This is a genomic window from Sphingobium sp. B12D2B (genome assembly GCF_025961775.1).
Classification (GTDB): Bacteria; Pseudomonadota; Alphaproteobacteria; order Sphingomonadales; family Sphingomonadaceae; genus Sphingobium.
The window spans coordinates 608423-625640 of sequence record NZ_JAOQOH010000001.1; the positions used below are offsets into that span (position 1 = coordinate 608423).

The window sequence follows — 17218 nt, forward strand, 5'->3', positions numbered from 1 at the left end:
GACCCTCTTGATCCAAGCAGGGTCAAGGTGTGCCTCATGGGACCCGTAGCAGGTACAGTGTCGAACGGCATTCATCACGAGTTGCTGTAAAAACAGACGATATTTCCATCCATCACCCCTCGCTCCCGGATCAAAAACGCTATTGATAGGCAGTCGCATAAACTCTAGGGGCTTGCACGCAAGAAGCGCAGCGACAGTGAAGGGGCGTACAATGGCGAAGATGATTATGATGGTGGGACTGGCGGGCCTTTGCGCGAGCCAGGCGGCATGGGCCGACGAAGTCGCGCCAGCGGACGAGAATGGCGATGCGATTATCGTGACCGCCGCTAGAACCGGTACAAAGACCGATACAGCGCTCATCGAGCTGCCTCAGCCGATCAAGGTCATCACATCTGAGCAATATCTCGCGCAGGGCGCAATCAGCATTTCCGACACGGTAAAATATGCCGCAGGTGTCCTTGCCAATCCTTATGGCCGCGATACGCGCGTAGACGGCTTCAACGTGCGCGGGCTGGATGCGCTCCAGTTCCGCGACGGCATGCGCGACATCTTTTCTTATTATGCCAGCATCACCGCGGACCCGTACAACTTCTCCCGCGTGGAAATCGTCCGCGGCCCGGCGTCGGTGCTGTTTGGCCAGGGATCGATCGGCGGCCTGGTCAACCTCGTATCCAAGACGCCGGAGTTCCGGACGGGTGGCGAACTGAGCTTGGTATATGGTAGCTACGACCGCAAGGAGGCGCTGGGCGATGTCAACATCGCGCTGGCCGACAATCTGGCGATCCGCGCCGTGGGCCGCGTCCGCGATGCCGACACCTATGTCGATCATGTTCCCGACGATCGCGTGATGTTCGCGCCTTCGATCCGCTGGCAGCCTACCCCTGACACGGATATCGTGCTGACAGGCCTCTATCAGGAGGACGATACCGGATCGACCTCCCAGTTTCTGCCGATCGTCGGCACGTTTCTGCCCAATGCTGCCAATCCCTCTGGCAAGCTGGATCGATATACATTTGTCGGTAAGGCCGGGTGGGACCGCTACGCCGGACGCTCCTTGCAAGGCGGCGGCTTCATCACGCACAACTTCTCTGACAAGATCACGCTGAGCCTGAAGGCCCGCTATATCGATAGCAATCTTGAATATAAGACCCACTACGCCGACAGCTATAGCAATCCGACCGATCCCTTCTCGGTCTACGGCACCGACGGGCGGACTATTGGTCTTTATGCCGATGCCAGCGACGCGCGGATGAATGTCTTCTCCACCGACAATAACCTGCAATTCAACTTCAACACAGGCGCGAATATCGAGCATAAGCTGCTCGTTGGCATTGATTATAGCTGGAACGAGGTCGCCAAGCGCTATGCTGCCGGTGTGGAGGTCGTGGATCTCTACGACATCGACTATGATGCGCTCCTGACTTACGAGCCGTCCGGCCCGTTCACCGCGCAGTCGCAGAAGCAACTGGGCATCTATGTCCAGGATCAGATCCGCTTCTTTGATCGCGTCTCGGTTGTGCTGGGGGCTCGCCGTGACCGCGTCACGAACTCTGCGGGTCAGGAGGACAAGGCCACCACCTTCCGCGCTGGCATCATCGGCGAGATCGGCGCCGGCATCTCGCCCTTCTTCAGCTATACGGAAAGCTTCCTGCCTGTCGCGGGCTCCATCGACAATGGCGACGGCACGTTTGGCGCACCTTATCGCCCGCAGACCGGCACGCAATTTGAGGCCGGCGTGAAGTGGCAGCCGGCTCCCAGCACGCTGGTCACGGCCACGGTCTTCAAAATCAAGGAGCGCAACCGCGTTCTCTATCTCGCAGCAGGCGGCACGGCCCAGTCGGGTGAACTCAACACAGAGGGTTTTGAGATCGAGGCCAGCCACACCCTGCCCGGTAATTTCGAGCTGCTGGCCAATTATGGCTATTCCAAGCTCGAGTCCGAAACCAATACCGACCTCGACTATATGCCCCGTCACACCGCGTCGCTGTGGTCCACCAAGACCTTCGGGCTGGCTGGTGAGGCGCAACTGCGCTTGGGCGCCGGCGTCGTGCATAGCGGCAAGAGTGTTTCAACCAGCGCGATCTGGTCGATCGTCACGCCGTCCCGCACCACTGTGGACGCGCTGGCGGAAATCAGCAAAGACAATTGGCGCATTTCCCTCAACGCCACCAACCTTCTCAACGAAAAATATTTCGCGTCCTGTCTGGCGCGCGGCGACTGCTTCGTCGGCGCACCGCGTAACGTCATGGCAACTCTGGGCGTGCGTTTCTGACAAGAGGGAGCGGCGCGGAGGCGCGTCGCTCATTGGAAAATCCGGGAAGGCTTTGGTCCTGTTGCGACGCTGCGTCGCTCCGACCCTGGCCTTCCCGGTCGTTTCATCCGTTGCGATGGCCGGCAAAGCGTCTCGTGCCACGGGATGTGACTGAAAAGCTCAGCGTGTGCGGGCCTTCGCTACCAAGCACTTGCCGGTCAGAGCGCGCTGCTCACGAGCAATGTTCCCCGTATTGAAGGCGGGAAAATAGTCTCTCAAACCATTCCCGGACTTGATCGGCGGTGCTGTCCGGCTCGGAGCGCGGCAGACGTGAACATGGGGCGTCCCTGACCTTGACCGTCGGGCAACTGAGCGGCTCATAGGGAGTCGCGAGGCGATGAGCGCAGGCTGCCTAGAGCGCCTTTGCGAATGCGGCGATCTTCCAGACCCACCCCCGATGCAACGCTCCGCAACTTCCACCGCTGCCAAACTGGCGGTGCTAAACAGCCTTGGGCGGCGCAAACCGAACGGGTGATGGCCGCGCCGTTGAACGACGGGCCAATGTCACCCGCTGCCCGGAAGCGACCGGCCCGAAGCCGCTCTTCTTCTATCCGCGCTGAGAGCGCCCTTTGAACGTCAGGTACGCCGCCACGGTGGCGGCGGCAACGCCGAGCAGCATCGGCCAGACCAGAAACGCCATCGAGATAGGGTCGGCCATTGCACAAAACGCAAAGGAAATGCCGAGCAGCAGCACACCAGAAGCTTGGCAAAATGCGCGCGCGCCGGCTGACTGCGGGCGTTCGCGGAACAATTGTCGCCAGTGCGTGTCGTTCGCTGCCGCAAAGCCAGCCATGCCGATGATGGCAGCGAGCAGCGCGAGAGTGAGCAGAACGCCGTCAGACATGGGCTGGCTTCCCGATCGCCGATGGCATCCGCGCAAGCCGTTCAGCACGGGCGCTCAGGCGAACTGCCGTGTAGGCAGCGACACCTGCTGTCGCGAGAAGGACGAGGTCGACGCCCGCCACTGGCCAATATCCATTTGCGATCGTCGCGATAAGATGATCGCCGGTCGTCGCCCAGTTAGCAATGGCTGCACCCACAGCCAGCAGCGCCACCAGCCAGCATTGTTCGGCCCATGCTGGCGAAACGCCGATATGGGCCGACGCGCGGGACCGCAGAGCGGCATGGCCCAGCGTCGCGAGCCACGTCAGCCAGAAAATGCCCTCCTGCCAGGCGTCATGCCCCGGCAGGCTTGTGGGGAGCAATCGGTTCGCCACCATCATCGTGCCGGTCGCGATCAGCATGCCGGTCACGCTGGCGACGGCGACGGCCTCCGCGATGCGCGCACCGGGAGCGCCGGTGGCCGCATGCTTCTTCTTGCGCTTCTCGACGAAGAACAAAAAGCCGCTCGCAATGCAGGCACAGCCTGCCAGACCGCCCGCGAATAACAGCCAGCGCAGCGGCCAGTGGCGGAACTGCTGGAAGTGCAGCCCGTAGAGGAATCCTTCCGTCGTGCGGATGCCGCTCGCTGGCGGATCCTCGTAAAGCAGCGCCCCGGTGCTTCCCTTGAAGTGAAGGGTCTCGCTCGTCGCAACACGATCGACATTGTCACGCGCGATCGAGACATAAGCATCGGCATCGCCATAATGGACGATCACCACCGATCCGACTTCGCCGGGCACACCCTTGGCCGTCCAGCGCGCCTTTGCAGCGTCCATCATCGCATCGACGGATGCGAGTTCACCGGGCCGGCCTGACGGGTCGACGGGCAGTCCTGTTCCGGACGCTTCCACCAGTTCCTGAGCCTTCGCCAGCGGGCGCATGAGGCTCGTGGGAGATGGCAGATACATATAGGCAAAGATGAGCAGGCCCGACAGCGTGATGACGAAGAGGAATGGCAACGCCAGAACGCCCGTCATGTTGTGAAGGTCGAGCATCGAGCGCAGTCGCGCCTTTTCCGGGCGGAAGGTGAACAACTCGCGAAAGATCTTGCGATGCATCACCACGCCGGAGACGAGCAACGCCATCATGACCATGCCCGCCAGACCGACAATCCAGTAGCCGATCTCCATCCAGTCAAGGTGGAGCATATAATGCATGGGGAAGAAGAAGCCGGTGCCAAGATTGAGCCGATCCTGAACATCGGCAGGCAGACGTTCGCCTGTCTGTGGATCGACCGCCGCAAAGCCATACACATGGGCATGATCCAGGTTGGCGTCGCGCGGCTTGTTGGGCACATCAAAGGCCACGTACATCCGCAAAATGGGGTCACGGTGATTGGTATAAACACCGACATCGCCGACCTTCATCGCATCGGCCGGAGGCAAGGCGCCGATGACCTCTGCGGCCGTGTGCTCGATGCTCTCGGCATCGGGCTTTACCGCTGCAATGACGGGCAGCACGGACCGATCAAACGAGGGAAAGGGCGCTGCCTGTGCGCGCGTCTCCGGCACGCTCCACCGGTCGATCTCGCGGTCGAACACGGAAAGCGACCCAAAGAAGAAGACGGCCATCAGTACGAAGCCAACCACAAGGCCGAGCCAGGTGTGCAGATAGGCCATCGATAGCCGGAATGTCTCACGCATCGATTGTTCCTTCCCGCTCAGACTGTCAGACGCGAAAGCGCCCAGGCGGCCGATCCCATTGCTGCACCGCCGCCTGCAAGAACGGCCCAGGCCGTTGCTGCGGTGCGCGGCACGAAACCCCACAGCATCGCGCCCAGATAGACTAAGGCTCCAAGCATCCATGCGAGCACCTGTGCCTCCGAAAACGGGAGGCCCAGACCAAAGCCAATGAACGTCGCCAGCGCAGTGAATCCATAAGCAAACAGATAGCCACCAAGGATTGCGGCTGCGAAACGGTTAGCCGTTCTAACCGCTTGGGCCCGTGAGACCGAAGCCTTTGCCCCACCATTTCTCGCCATGACGTTAGCACTCACGATCTAAGAATCCTGCTGTTTTGAGCCTCTCCGTCGGAGTAGCCGCGATCCCGCCTGCATCCTATCGCTTAATCGATAATGAGTTGCAATAGTTTGCAAGTAGCAGGAACCGTTGGAATTGAGACTGGATGGGAGGTGATACTCCACGGCGAGGGCGCAGCACGCGCTGCACGCTGTCACTGACCGGGTTTTGTCCGGCCAGGGCGGTCATGTTCTGCCAGCAAGCAGCGGATCGCATAAGAAGGCCGTTCGCAGGCCTGGTGTCAGACATCCAATCCCGCAGGAGACGGGAGAACCATCAGTATCCCACTCCGAGATAATGATATTGACTCGCAATAGACATAATATTACGGCGCCCTGCATCTGTAGGGGGTTCTAATGCCAAAGTTTATTGCGCCAATTTTCTCTCTGTCGCTGGTGCTGGTTTCTGTAATCGCGCCGCGCGCGCATGCCGCCGAGGCTGCGGCGCCGGATGAAGAAGCGGCGGAGGACGCGAGAAGAACGATATTCGTTACCGGTCATCGCTCTGACGAAGACCAGATTCGATCGGCCAGCAATGGCGCCTTGGGCGCGAAAACGCTGCTCGACACGCCTTATTCCATAACCCTTGTCGATCAGTCGGATATCGCCCGCCGTCAGGTCACGAGCATCGGGCAAGTCTTCCAGAACGATCCGTCGGTTTATTCCTCTGCGCCATCGGGAGCGGTCAACTGGTGGGGGACTCAAATCAGAGGATTAGGCGTTCGTAACTATTATATCGATGATGTTCCCCTCCTGCTCTACTGGGGCGGGGACTTTCCGCTGGAACCGATCGAAAGCGTTTCAGCGCTCAAGGGCCTCACCGGCTTCATGTACGGCATCGGCGCGCCAGGTGGCGTCATCGCCTATCGCACCAAGCGCCCTACGGCCGAAGCGGTGCTGACCACGGAAGTCGGCTACCGCACCAACAGTGTCTTTTATGCAAAAGCCGATGCGGGTGGGCCGCTCACACAAGACGGCCGCCTTGGCTATCGCGTCAATCTGGCCGGAGAAAAAGGCACGGCCTACAATAAGGCAGGGGTCAATCGCTTTGTCGCATCTCTGGCGCTCGATTATGCGTTCAGCCCCGATCTCAAATGGTACGCCAGCGCCACCTATGAAGACAGCAATCTAGAGCACGAGCCATTCCAGTTTTACTGGGACGAGTATGTCGGGAACAAGCTCCCCCGGCCTACCTACGATTATGATAACTTGAATGTCGCCAACAGCTTCTACAAGGCGCGGACACTCGCGACGGCTACGGGTCTTGATTGGTCCTTCGCTCCCGGCTGGTCTGCTCGACTGACCTATGGATATACCAGCAAGCGGCATCATTCGAACAAGATGTTCGTGTACATGCAGAACGCGGACGGTGACTATAACGGCTACGCCTATAACTTCGCCGAACTGGACAGGAATCACTTTGCTCAGTTTCTCGCGCAGGGCGATATTACGACAGGATCGATCCGCCACGAGATCGTCGCTGGGGCATCCTATCTCGCGACCGACAGCCTGTTCGGATTCAACGACCGAAATTACTACTGGGGCAATGACTTCAACGGATCGGTCTACCAGGATCAGCCGTTTCTGGTAACGCGCGCTTTGTACTTTGATACCGAGGGTTGGCCTACGAAGGACCGTCAGCGCGGTCTGTTTCTCAGTGACACTGTGCATTTCGGCGAGCAGGTGCAGGCTGTAATCGGCGCGCGCTATACCCGGTACAAGCTGCTTGATGTGGATGGAAATCCGTCAGTGGATTCATCCTATCGCACGTCTGCAGTGACCCCCACTTTCGCGCTCATCTACAAGCCAGCACCTTATGTGTCGATCTACGGCAGCTACGCCGAGGCGATGGAGCCGGGCAGTCGTGTCGGCGGCGAATACGCCAACGCCGGCGAGGTGCTGATGCCAACCCGCAGCCGCCAATATGAGCTCGGCGCGAAATATGAGCATGAAGGTCTGAGCATGTCGCTCGCAGGCTTCCGCATCGAACGGGCTGCCACCATCGACCAGATCCTTGACGGTGCTCGCCGCCTGACACAGGACGGCCTGACGCTCTACAAGGGCATTGAAGCTGTCGCGAACTATCGGTTCATGCCAAACCTTAAGCTGGGTCTCGGCGTTCTTCGGCTCGATCCGTCCATCCGCGATGTATCGGCGGGAAATGAAACGCTGCTGGGCAATGCACCCGGCGGCGCGTCCAAATGGCAGGTAACTGGCAACGCGCAATATGATGTCCCCGGGGTTCCAGGCCTCAGCTTGCACGGCAATGTGCGGTACATTGGCAAGGCTCCGACAAACGACGCTAACAGTCTCGTCATTCCGTCTTACACTGTGGCCAATGCTGGGTTTCAGTATGAGACGCTGGTCGGTCGCCGCAAGGTGACGTTCCTGGGCAACGTCAACAACCTGTTCAATGAAAAATACTGGACCCAGACCAACATCGGCGAAGGCATCAATGGTGCGTTTGGCGTGCGGATTGGTTGGTGATGTTGACGATCGATCGCCAACATGACCGCATCCGACCATCCGAAGCGGATCCCTAAAATCGGCCGTCTATTACTTGGGCTGCTGGGGCTTACGACCTTTAGAGCCGCCTACCCACAGATAGCGCTGGAGATCATTGGCTCAGTGGCCCTCATTAATATGGGAAACAGGGAGGCGGATTTAGCGCTCCCCGTTGTTGTCAATGGCGGCTCACTGCCGAACGCGTTGTATGCCTCGAGGCTCTGCGCCTGCTACACGGCATTCTACTGCCATCGCGACCTACTGCGCGAATGCCCGACGACATCGCCGTGGCTGCTCGGACTCGACGAGGCAGCCCCCGACGACTGGCAGCCGCAGAAGCGGCTTGAAGTTGCAACCGGTCCCCAATCCGTTTTGCCGAGATGCGGTCTCAGTTCGAAGCTGCGCGAGCCGGGATGAAGGCCGTCGCTTTACAGCGCGAGGCCCAAGCGCTCAGTGCAGCGAACAGCAATTCCGAGCACAAGGCGTATAACGACCAGATGGCAGCGGTGAAGCTTGCCCAGGTCGAAGTGATATTGGGCACGAAGACAGGCAACGCAGCGCAGATCAAGGCGGCCATTGGCAATATGACGAGGCGTTGCAGGTTTTTGCCGATGACCAATATAAAATCATGCATGGGCCCACTCTCCAATTGAAAGGGATCGCCCAGACGAAATTATGGACGCTGACCAAAGACATTGCGCAGTTGGATGAAGCAGAGATGACATTGCGTCTGGCCGTAGATGTCCAAGGCCTCGTTAGCGATGGCGGGCGTCGTTCTGCCATGGATTTGGCCGACGTCCTCTTCCAGCGCGGCATTGCGCATAAAATCGGCCCGAGACATCACGCAGTCGATGCCATTTTACAGGAATGCCGTCACCGCAGAGGTGAAGCGCGTCGATCCGACCGATTGGGCGAGGGGGGCGATGGGGGTTGGCTCTGCACTTCAAGTGAGAGCCCTTTGGGCGCAGAGTTGTCCGGATGTGCAGGAAAGCCTGAAACAGTTCACCAGCGCCCGACCAATCGTAGAAATGAGTGATGGCGGGGACAATTTGGCGCTGCTGGACAATAAGGTGCGTGTCGCCGAGCAGATGCGAACCAAATTCTGCCGCTGAACATCGCTCGCGGTCTTTCAGTCCCGGCGGGGGGGGGGAATAAGTTGTCCTGCTGGTTCACCGACTTGCTCTGCGCGGCTCGCGTGCCGGTGCCGACGTTGGCAAAGCATGAAACGATAAAGCGCAAACCCGCATTCAGCGAAAGAGCCGGGAATGACCTGAATTTTGCAAACCGGTTCCTTTTCTTGCCACGTCAGAACGTCTGCTTGCGCTTTATCGTTATCATAAGCGGACTGTCCGGATCGTCCGACATCATGGCCACTCAGAGCCTCACCATCGGAGGTCGGCTGTTGGCCAACTCTGCCGTTCGATGATCGGCTTGGGAACGACAGCAATGTCCCAAATCTTGCCATAATTCGCGGGATAGACGAGCGCCCCATGTGGGGTGTTGCGAACGATAATAAGCCAACTTCAATTGCGAACTGTTCTCAGTTGTTATATTCGCTGCCGCGTGCTGACCAATTCTGCTGCCTTATCCCTCCTGATGCTGAGCGAACGCCCTTCGCTCCTTCGGCGCGTAGGGCGTTTGGTTGGCGCAGACAGCGCAGAAGACGTTGCCCAGAAAATCTGGCTCAAGGTGCAGGCGATCAGAGACGATCCGCCCATCATTGACAAGACCGCCTATCTTCATCGTCTCGCCCATAATGTGGCCTTTGATCATATCAAAGGCGAGCAGCGGCAACGCGACATCCAGGCGGAAGCAGCGGCATTGTTGCATGACGGCGTCGATGGCATCTCGGGCGAGCGCATTGCCCTCGCGCGCGATGACCTGATGCGCGTGCAGTCGATGATTGCCAGCCTTCCGGACCGCACGCGCGAGATATTCCTGCTCAGCCGGCTGGAAGGCCTTCCCCAACGTGAAATCGCTGCGCGCCTCGGTGTGTCGCGACCGACCGTGGAGAAGCATCTGTGCCGTGCATTTGATGCTGTGGCAGCCATTTTTATCGAGCGAACGTTGAAAATTCTCGACAGGGGTTGGCCAAGGACGTCTCCTGCAAGTCTAGGCTTGGAGAGGTAGGGTGCTTCACGCCAGGCCACAGGAAGCTGGATGACCAACGACGCCACAACACCATCACAGGCTGTTGCTAGCCAGGCGCGGCACTGGGTTTTGCGTCTATCGTCCGGTGAGATGGATGAGGCGGAGATGGATAGCCTGAAAGCGTGGCTTGCTCAGAACGAGGAGCATGTCCGCGCTTTCGAGCAGAACCGATTGCTGTGGCTTCAGCTGGGCGACCAGCCTGATCTCTTCCGCGCCAACACATTCGTTCCGCCACCGCGTCGCCATTGTCGTTCATGGGCACGATTGACCTCACCTCGACGCGTCGGCATCGGCATTTCCGCGATTGCCGCGAGCCTGCTGATCCTCCTTCTCGTCCCTCAGGCATCGCTCTGGTTGCGCGCCGATCATCTCACCAGCTCGACGATCGCGAGGTATGAATTGCCCGATGGCTCCCTCGCCTGGCTCGATGCCGGATCGGCGATCAGCGTGAACTATGACGATCGCGAACGCCGCGTGACGCTTCTGCGCGGCAATGCCTTCTTCACCGTGCGTCATGGAGAAAGGCGGCCATTCAAAGTGGCCGCCCTAGACGGCGAAGTGCAGGATATCGGCACAAGCTTCGAGGTGCGCCGAAGCGATGCGCAGGTCGATGTGGCTGTGACACAAGGTGCCGTTCGTGTTTCACCCGCCAGAGATGGCCGGAGCGGTGTCATGCTGCGCGAGGGTGAAGGCCTCGCCTATGGCTCATCCGGCCGACTTCTCAGCCGATCCGAGCCACATCCCGCCAGCGTCGCAACCTGGCGCCGCGCCGAGCTCATGATCGACCGGCAGCCCATTGCCAAGGTCATCCGTGAAATCGCCCGCTATCGTAAGGGACAGACCTGGATTTGGGCCGACCTGCCCGAGACTCTGATGGTCAATGGTGCATATCGCGTCGACGACGCAGATCGGGCGCTTGACGATCTTGCGGCCGTCCAAGGCCTCACCATCACATGGGCACCGGGCAACATCGCAATCATTCGCGCCATCCGGCCGTCGCACTAATTATTTCAAATCGGGGTTAGCCAAGACGGCTCACTCGCGAGTCTACCCACTGCGAACGATGCTAGTGCGTCGCAACAGCAGTTTGCGTCAGAGGATGACGCACCAGACCATTGGGGGTTTTTGATGATCAATTTGCCGCTTAACGGCTTCCTCGTTCGTAACGCGTGTCGAGCCGTTCTCCTCACGACCATCAGTGGCTCCGCTCTGCTGCCGACGCCTTCGATCGCTCAAACCCCTTCGCCTTCCGCTCGACAGTTCGACATACCGGCACAAACGCTCGCTGCAGCGCTCCAGCGCTTCATGCAGCAGTCCGGTATCCAGATTTCCTATCCGTCCGCTCTGGCGGACGGCCGCACCTCCAGCGCGGTGGTGGGCAGCATGGGCTCAGGCGAGGCTTTGAGCCGCCTTCTATCCGGTAGCGGTCTTACATACCGCTTCGTTACGGCAACCATGGTGACGCTTGAGACGGCTCCGCAGGCCGCTCAAGGCACCGTCCAGCTTGGACCGGTTCGCGTTGAAGGCCGAGGCAGCGCCGGAACAGCCGTTGATGCGCCGGTCAGCGAAGCCGGCGGTGTCGGCCCGGTAGGCGGGATCGTTGCGCGGAGGACCGCTACGGGATCGAAGACCGATACCCCGCTCATTGAGATCCCGCAAAGCGTGAGCGTGGTCAGCGCGGAGGAGATGGAGTTGCTCAAGCCGCCTTCGCTCATCGCCGCGCTCAACTATACGGCGGGCGTCTCACTCGACGTTGGCCATGATTCCACCGGTGACGGCCTGGTGCTGCGCGGGTTCAGGGCGCTTGCCTATTATGGCAGCCTCTATCGCAACGGCATGAAGTTCACCGTTAATTTCTTCGAAGGCCGGCAGGAGCCCTATGGCCTGGAGAGAGTTGAGGTGCTCAAGGGCGCCGCTTCCGTCCTCTATGGCGCAACCGCACCGGGCGGCATCGTCAACTCGGTCAGCAAGCTGCCCACCCTCACGCCGATGCGCGAGATCATCGTGGATGGCGGCTCTTTCGATCGCAAGCAGATCTCGGCGGACTTCAGCGGCGCGCTGACCAGCGATGGCAAATGGTCCGCGCGCATGACTGTCGTGGCACGAGATGGCGGCACCAATGCCGATCATGTGAAGGACAATCGCCTGTTTTTTGCGCCGGCGATCACCTGGCGGCCAAGTTTGGATACGAGCCTCACATTGCTCGGTTATTTTCAGCGAGACGATACCGATTATACCTATGGCGTTCCGACAGCCGCGTTTCTGACACCCGGACCGCTTGGCCGGCCCAGCCGCAGCAGCTTCTATGGCGAGCCCGCCATGGGCTATCAGAGCGATCGCTATGTGGCCGGCTACCTCTTTGAGCATCGTTTGTCGGATCGGCTCAAGCTGCGCCACGCGCTCAACTATTACAAAGCCAATACGCGCTACGACATCGTATCCGTTGAGAGCATCGCCGCGGACGGACGCACCGCCTCGCGCTATGGTCAGTATCGACTGGACAAGGCCGACGCCATTACCGCCGACACGTCGCTCGAACTGCGCCAGGACGTTGGTGGGATGGAACATCGTGTTCTGATCGGCACCGACTACACCTATCAATATATGTCGCAATTCCGTCAGGACTTCGACATCGGCTCGATCGATCTTTATCGACCCGTCTATGGCGGGCAGGCGACCAATATACGGCCTAATAATTTCGGCGGCATTTCTCGCACAAACCGCATCAGCGTCTATGCGCAGGACCAGATCAAGATTGCCGAGCGGCTTAACGTTGTGCTTGGCGGCCGGCAAGAATGGTCGCGGATGCGCGACAAACCTTATTTCGAGCAGTTCCTGCCAGTCTATCCGAAGGTCGATGAACGTACTGACGCCTTCACCTGGCGGGCAGGCCTCGCCTATGTCGATGACAGTGGCCTCGCTCCCTATCTAAGCTATTCGACCTCCTATGAACTGACGCCGGGTCGCGACCGTCAGAATGCACGGTTTAAGCCGACATCAGGCAATCAGTATGAAGTCGGTCTGCGCTATCAGCCGACTGGCGCCAACCTGTCGGCATCGATCGCGTTGTATCGGCTCACGCAACGCAATGTCCTGACCCCCGATCCCGTCGACCCCACTGGCACATTTTCTATCCAACAAGGCGAGGTGCGCTCGCGCGGCGTTGAGGTCGAGGCTCGAGCCCAGCTTGTTCAGGGTCTCAATGTTATCGGCGCCTACAGCTATACCGACGCCAAGACGACGAAGAGCAATGTGCCCGGACAGGCAGGGCGCGCGACCGACAATGTTCCACGTCATCAGGTCTCACTCTGGGCCGGATATGACGTTCAAAGCGGCGGCCTCAACGGCTTGTCATTCGGCGGCGGCGCCCGTCATACGAGTTCCAAGCCCCAGACGGTCCCGGTCGGCCCCGAGAAAACGCCTGCCGTGACGGTGTTCGATGCCATGATCGCCTACAATCTGACCGATGAATGGCGCCTCGCGGTCAATGCGACCAACCTGTTCGACAAGGACTATTATATCACCTGCAACTGGTCGTGCTTCTTCGGCGAACCGAGAAGAGTGATCGCGAGCCTGCGCTACCGCTGGTAAATCGCGATGCGACTGCTTCTTGTTGCCCTGCATCGATACACGGGTCTGGCGATCGCGGGCTTTCTCGCGATCGCCGGTCTTACCGGAAGCGTCCTTGCCTTCGAAAAGGAACTCGACGCCCTGCTGAACCCGCATCTCTTCCAGGTGGAGGCGGGACGGCCATCCCTCTCGCTGGCGCATATCGCCGACCGGGTCGAGCAGGCCGATCAGGGCGCCCAGGTCTTCACCATCGTTCCACCTTCCAAGCCTGGGCAGAGCGCCGTAGTCTATGTCGGCCCTCGAGATGGCGCCCCTGATCTTGATCACAATCAGCTCTTCGTCGATCCGGCGGATGGCTCGATCCTCGACAAGCGGATGAACGGCGCGTTCCGTCTCGACCGCGAGCACATCATCCCCTTCCTGTATCGTCTGCACTACACACTCACGATACCCGGAGGGTGGGGTGTCTGGCTCCTCGGCGGGGTCGCTGTCGCCTGGATGATGGACTGCTTCGTCGGCTTTTACCTAACGCTCCCGCGCGGCGAGCCATTCTGGAAGAAGTGGCTTCCAGCTTGGAAGATCAAACGCAAGGCAGGCGCCTACCGGTTCAATCTCGATTTGCACCGGGCCTTCGGCCTTTGGCTCTGGGCAGTCCTCTTTCTGATCGCCTTCACCAGCATGTCGTTCAATCTCAATCGCGAGCTTTTCCGACCCGTGCTGACTGCTCTTCTGCCAACCAGCCCCAGTATCTGGGACCGTCCGGCACCGGCGCATACTCCGAGCCTTACAGTCGGCTGGGACGCTGCCGCCGCAGCCGCAAAAGCGGAGGCAGCCCGGCGGTCATGGGAGATGCCGGTGCGTCAGCTTTACAGGGATCGCTCGCTCGGCTTCTACATGGTGCGCTTCGGAGCACCTCATGAGCCGGGCTTCGGTGCCTCCGATATCTTCGTATCAGCCGTGCATGGCGGCATAGTCTCGGTGGAGGAAGCTGGGGCTGGACAAGCAGGCGATGTGGTCGCCGGGCTGATGCTTCCCATCCACTCAGGACAAGTCGCCGGCCTCCCTGGGCGCATCCTCATCTGCCTCGCTGGCCTCGTCGTCACGATGCTGTCCGTCACCGGCGTCTATCTGTGGTGGAAGAAGCGGGCAGCTCGCACATGGCGGCGACCAGTGCGCAACACTTCCAACGCACTACGCAGGGACGAACTTCGTGCTAATGAATAAGCCCTCAAACCGTTATCATGCAACGGTATCAGATGCACCCGCCAGGCCCGACAGTGCTCCTGATGAAGCGAGCTCCCACGCAGAGCGTCAGGGATATCGCGCGACGCATGGAAGCCGCTGGATGGGCATGAGCTTTACGATCGCGCTCTACGCGTTCATCCTCGCGCTTGCCTTTCTCACCATTAAAACCGTGTTGCCGCCCAAGCCGTCGCGGTCTTCCTTGACGGTTGTCAGCTTAAGGTCCGAGGCATCGCCGCCCGAGACGCCTCCGCTGGAAGAGGAGGCTCCCAAGCCAGTCGAAAAGAAGATTGATCCTCCTCAGCCACGCCCGGCGCATTTGGAGCTCTCCATGATCCCGACAGCTCAAACAATCGCGCCCATTCCGCCTTTGGAGCCCACGCGATCCGATCCTGCACCTGCCGATCATCAAAGCGCTGCACCGAAAACCGCGCCTGCTCCCCCGGTACCGCAGCTGTCGAGTGACGCGCCGGACAGTTGGGAAGGGCGCATCTTGGCAGCCCTGAACAAGCGACGCCGCTATCCGCCCGGCGCGGCCCGCCTGCGGCAGCAAGGGGTGCCCTACGTCCGCATCATCATTGACCGGGAAGGAAAGGTGCTCTCGTCACGTCTGGAACGCTCATCGCATTTCTTCGAGCTCGATCGGGAAGCGGTCGCTCTCGCGAAGAGAGCCTCCCCACTTCCCAAACCGCCTTCAGAGCGGCTCGGCGACACGCTCGAACTGGTCCTGCCGGTTGAGTTTTTTATGCAGTAGAATACGACGCTCCAAAGTCCGCTCGCTCACCAAAAGACGACATTTTTTATGATTTTGCGAACAGCAGCTTAGTCCCAGGGCGGTCGGTTGCGGGCCGCGACAGTTGGATGAACGAAAGACCGGTTTAACGAGCAGTTTTGAGTCGGCGAATGTCGCCTTTGATGGCGGTTTCCACCACGATGGAGACCAGGTTAAGTCGCTGATGGAAACTGACGCCTTAGAGGTACGAGAAGATCTTCGATTAATATGTTCCGATCCAGACTTAAGGCCGCACGACGGACCGTGAGAATGATAGGCAGCCGCTCGCGCTCCCCTCCTATCCCCATCTGGACGGAATTCGGGCTTGCCGCATGCTGCGCCTGTGTTCGCCAGCCGCGGTGCTCTACCCCGGTCAAGCGCAGCGCGATAATCAGATGCGTAAACCGCTGGGTACGGTCGATGTGATCGATGGTTTCTGCAGCGAAATCGAATGCGACGCCGAGGCGATGATGAACCGTCTCCTCAACAATCACCATCCCGCTCATGTAATCCATACCTCGCCCTTGCGAGCGAGCCTCGTCTAGAGGAATTCTTACAACGACCGACCCATTCTCAGTCAGACGTGTGCTGGCCCCACGCTCTTGGCGAACCACGAGGTCGGCCCCGTCAAGACTGCTGGTGGTTCCAATCGAACGATCAAATACCCGCTGCTTTCCGTAAAGCGCCGACTGCTCCAATCGCTCTATGAGTGTCTGGTCTTCAAGTTGGGCGGGCCGTAATATTCGCTGCTGCGGCCCTCCGACGATCACCAACTCGAGCATGGCGGACGTTACGTGATTTCGACTTTCAGCTGGAAGCATAGCCAAAGCACGAGCAGCCATTTCCTGTTCATCGACAGGCCCTGTCGCGTTTGCCAATGTCACGTCGTGAAGCGCTCGCGTCACACTGTCCTGAAGGTCGTCAGCGTTTACGAAACTCCCGCGAAACAGCCCCCCTCCCAAGCCTGTACCTCCGCTATGAAAGCCGCCTGTTCTGGCCCGGGAGAAATCCCTTCTTGAACGAATGCGAGAACAGGCTTGGTTTCGCGCGCCTCGCGGTATTCCTGATGGGTCGCCGATAGGGTCGAGTTTGGTGGCACAAACCCATAGTGCTCCCCAAGGATCAGAACCACGACGTCACTCGCTCGCAAGCCCTGCAGACAAGCGATCTGGGGTGAGTTTGGCTGGGCACCAAAGTCCTCTGCCATCACTGGCTCGTGGCGGAGCGTGGTGGAAGCCCTACGGGCAGCCGCCCGTTGAGCTTCGAATCCAGTGATGAGTGAGCTGATGAAAATCCGCATCAGGTAAATTTAGGATGTGATCACGCTTTGTCCACCGAGGGCCGTGTGAACAAATGGCCGCTAACAAGATGCCACAGGCGGCATGCGAACGTCCGCAACCTTGGCAATTGCCATCGCTGCACCGCAGAGGAGAAATTGGTGTTTCAAACGAATTCTGTGTCACCTTAGGGCGTTCAAGATAATATGCATTGGGTGCAAATTAGGCAGGGCGGCTCTGGGAGCAGGGGAAGTAACCGCATTAAGGCTATGCTGTTCGAACTTGGCGGCCTCATTGTCGCTTCTCGCTAGGTCCCAGGGATCATCGGACTCAAAGATGCCCTCGGAATAGTCCGCATGCGGGCTTGTTCCGGTCATGGTCGGCTGCTCCTCACGGTGAGTAAGTCGCTCATCGGCATCCGCAGCCTGTCGGGAGGCAAGCGAAAGCCTTCAACAACCGTTCGTGGTTTAGGCTATCATAGTCTCTGAGCC

Annotated in this window: 14 protein-coding genes; 9 read left to right on the forward strand and 5 right to left on the reverse strand. The window is 59.5% G+C overall.

Features of this window, described 5'->3' with window-relative positions; translation table 11 throughout:
• Positions 1-220: 220 nt before the first annotated feature.
• Positions 221-2272 (forward strand): TonB-dependent siderophore receptor, encoded by a 2052-nt coding sequence (locus tag M2335_RS02990; RefSeq protein ID WP_413716132.1) that lies wholly within the window; start codon positions 221-223, stop codon positions 2270-2272.
• A 586-nt stretch (positions 2273-2858) separates the two neighbouring features.
• On the opposite strand, the gene M2335_RS02995 is transcribed toward M2335_RS02990, so the two are convergent.
• The 3 genes from M2335_RS02995 to M2335_RS03005 are packed head-to-tail and all read right to left on the reverse strand — an operon-like array spanning position 2859 to position 5189.
• A complete protein-coding gene (locus tag M2335_RS02995; RefSeq protein ID WP_264593723.1) occupies positions 2859-3155 on the reverse strand; it encodes a DUF3325 domain-containing protein in 297 nt (98 codons plus the stop codon).
• Entirely contained in the window at positions 3148-4836 is a 1689-nt protein-coding gene (locus M2335_RS03000) for a PepSY-associated TM helix domain-containing protein (protein ID WP_264593724.1), read from the reverse strand. The genes M2335_RS02995 and M2335_RS03000 overlap by 8 nt, the downstream gene beginning before the upstream one ends.
• A gap of 17 nt (positions 4837-4853) precedes the next feature.
• Positions 4854-5189, reverse strand: a complete 336-nt coding sequence (locus tag M2335_RS03005) for a hypothetical protein (protein WP_264593725.1) — start codon at positions 5187-5189, stop codon at positions 4854-4856.
• 378 nt (positions 5190-5567) lie between these two features.
• Here M2335_RS03005 and M2335_RS03010 point away from each other — a divergent pair, with 378 nt between their 5' ends.
• The 8 genes from M2335_RS03010 to M2335_RS03045 all read left to right on the forward strand — a co-directional run bounded on the left by M2335_RS03010 (position 5568) and on the right by M2335_RS03045 (position 15432).
• Positions 5568-7697 (forward strand): TonB-dependent siderophore receptor, encoded by a 2130-nt coding sequence (locus tag M2335_RS03010; protein WP_264593726.1) that lies wholly within the window; start codon positions 5568-5570, stop codon positions 7695-7697.
• A 431-nt stretch (positions 7698-8128) separates the two neighbouring features.
• Complete coding sequence (locus M2335_RS03015) at positions 8129-8368, forward strand: hypothetical protein (RefSeq protein WP_264593727.1); 240 nt, start codon at positions 8129-8131, stop codon at positions 8366-8368.
• Positions 8369-8476: 108 nt separating this feature from the next.
• Positions 8477-8827: a hypothetical protein gene (locus M2335_RS03020; protein ID WP_264593728.1), complete on the forward strand. Its 351-nt coding sequence runs from the start codon at positions 8477-8479 to the stop codon at positions 8825-8827.
• A 451-nt stretch (positions 8828-9278) separates the two neighbouring features.
• Positions 9279-9845 (forward strand): RNA polymerase sigma factor, encoded by a 567-nt coding sequence (locus tag M2335_RS03025; RefSeq protein ID WP_264593729.1) that lies wholly within the window; start codon positions 9279-9281, stop codon positions 9843-9845.
• A 30-nt stretch (positions 9846-9875) separates the two neighbouring features.
• Positions 9876-10871 (forward strand): FecR family protein, encoded by a 996-nt coding sequence (locus M2335_RS03030; RefSeq protein ID WP_264593730.1) that lies wholly within the window; start codon positions 9876-9878, stop codon positions 10869-10871.
• A 300-nt stretch (positions 10872-11171) separates the two neighbouring features.
• Positions 11172-13457 (forward strand): TonB-dependent siderophore receptor, encoded by a 2286-nt coding sequence (locus tag M2335_RS03035; protein WP_264593731.1) that lies wholly within the window; start codon positions 11172-11174, stop codon positions 13455-13457.
• Positions 13458-13463: 6 nt separating this feature from the next.
• Positions 13464-14660: a PepSY-associated TM helix domain-containing protein gene (locus tag M2335_RS03040; RefSeq protein ID WP_264593732.1), complete on the forward strand. Its 1197-nt coding sequence runs from the start codon at positions 13464-13466 to the stop codon at positions 14658-14660.
• A 127-nt stretch (positions 14661-14787) separates the two neighbouring features.
• The gene (locus M2335_RS03045; protein ID WP_264593733.1) at positions 14788-15432 is read left to right on the forward strand and encodes an energy transducer TonB; all 645 of its coding nucleotides are present in this window, start codon (positions 14788-14790) and stop codon (positions 15430-15432) included.
• 191 nt (positions 15433-15623) lie between these two features.
• Here M2335_RS03045 and M2335_RS03050 read toward each other — a convergent pair whose 3' ends face one another.
• Positions 15624-15965, reverse strand: coding sequence for a hypothetical protein (locus M2335_RS03050; RefSeq protein WP_264593734.1), 342 nt, complete (start codon positions 15963-15965; stop codon positions 15624-15626).
• A gap of 413 nt (positions 15966-16378) precedes the next feature.
• Positions 16379-16750, reverse strand: coding sequence for a DUF4062 domain-containing protein (locus tag M2335_RS16525; RefSeq protein WP_413716099.1), 372 nt, complete (start codon positions 16748-16750; stop codon positions 16379-16381).
• Positions 16751-17218: the final 468 nt, after the last annotated feature.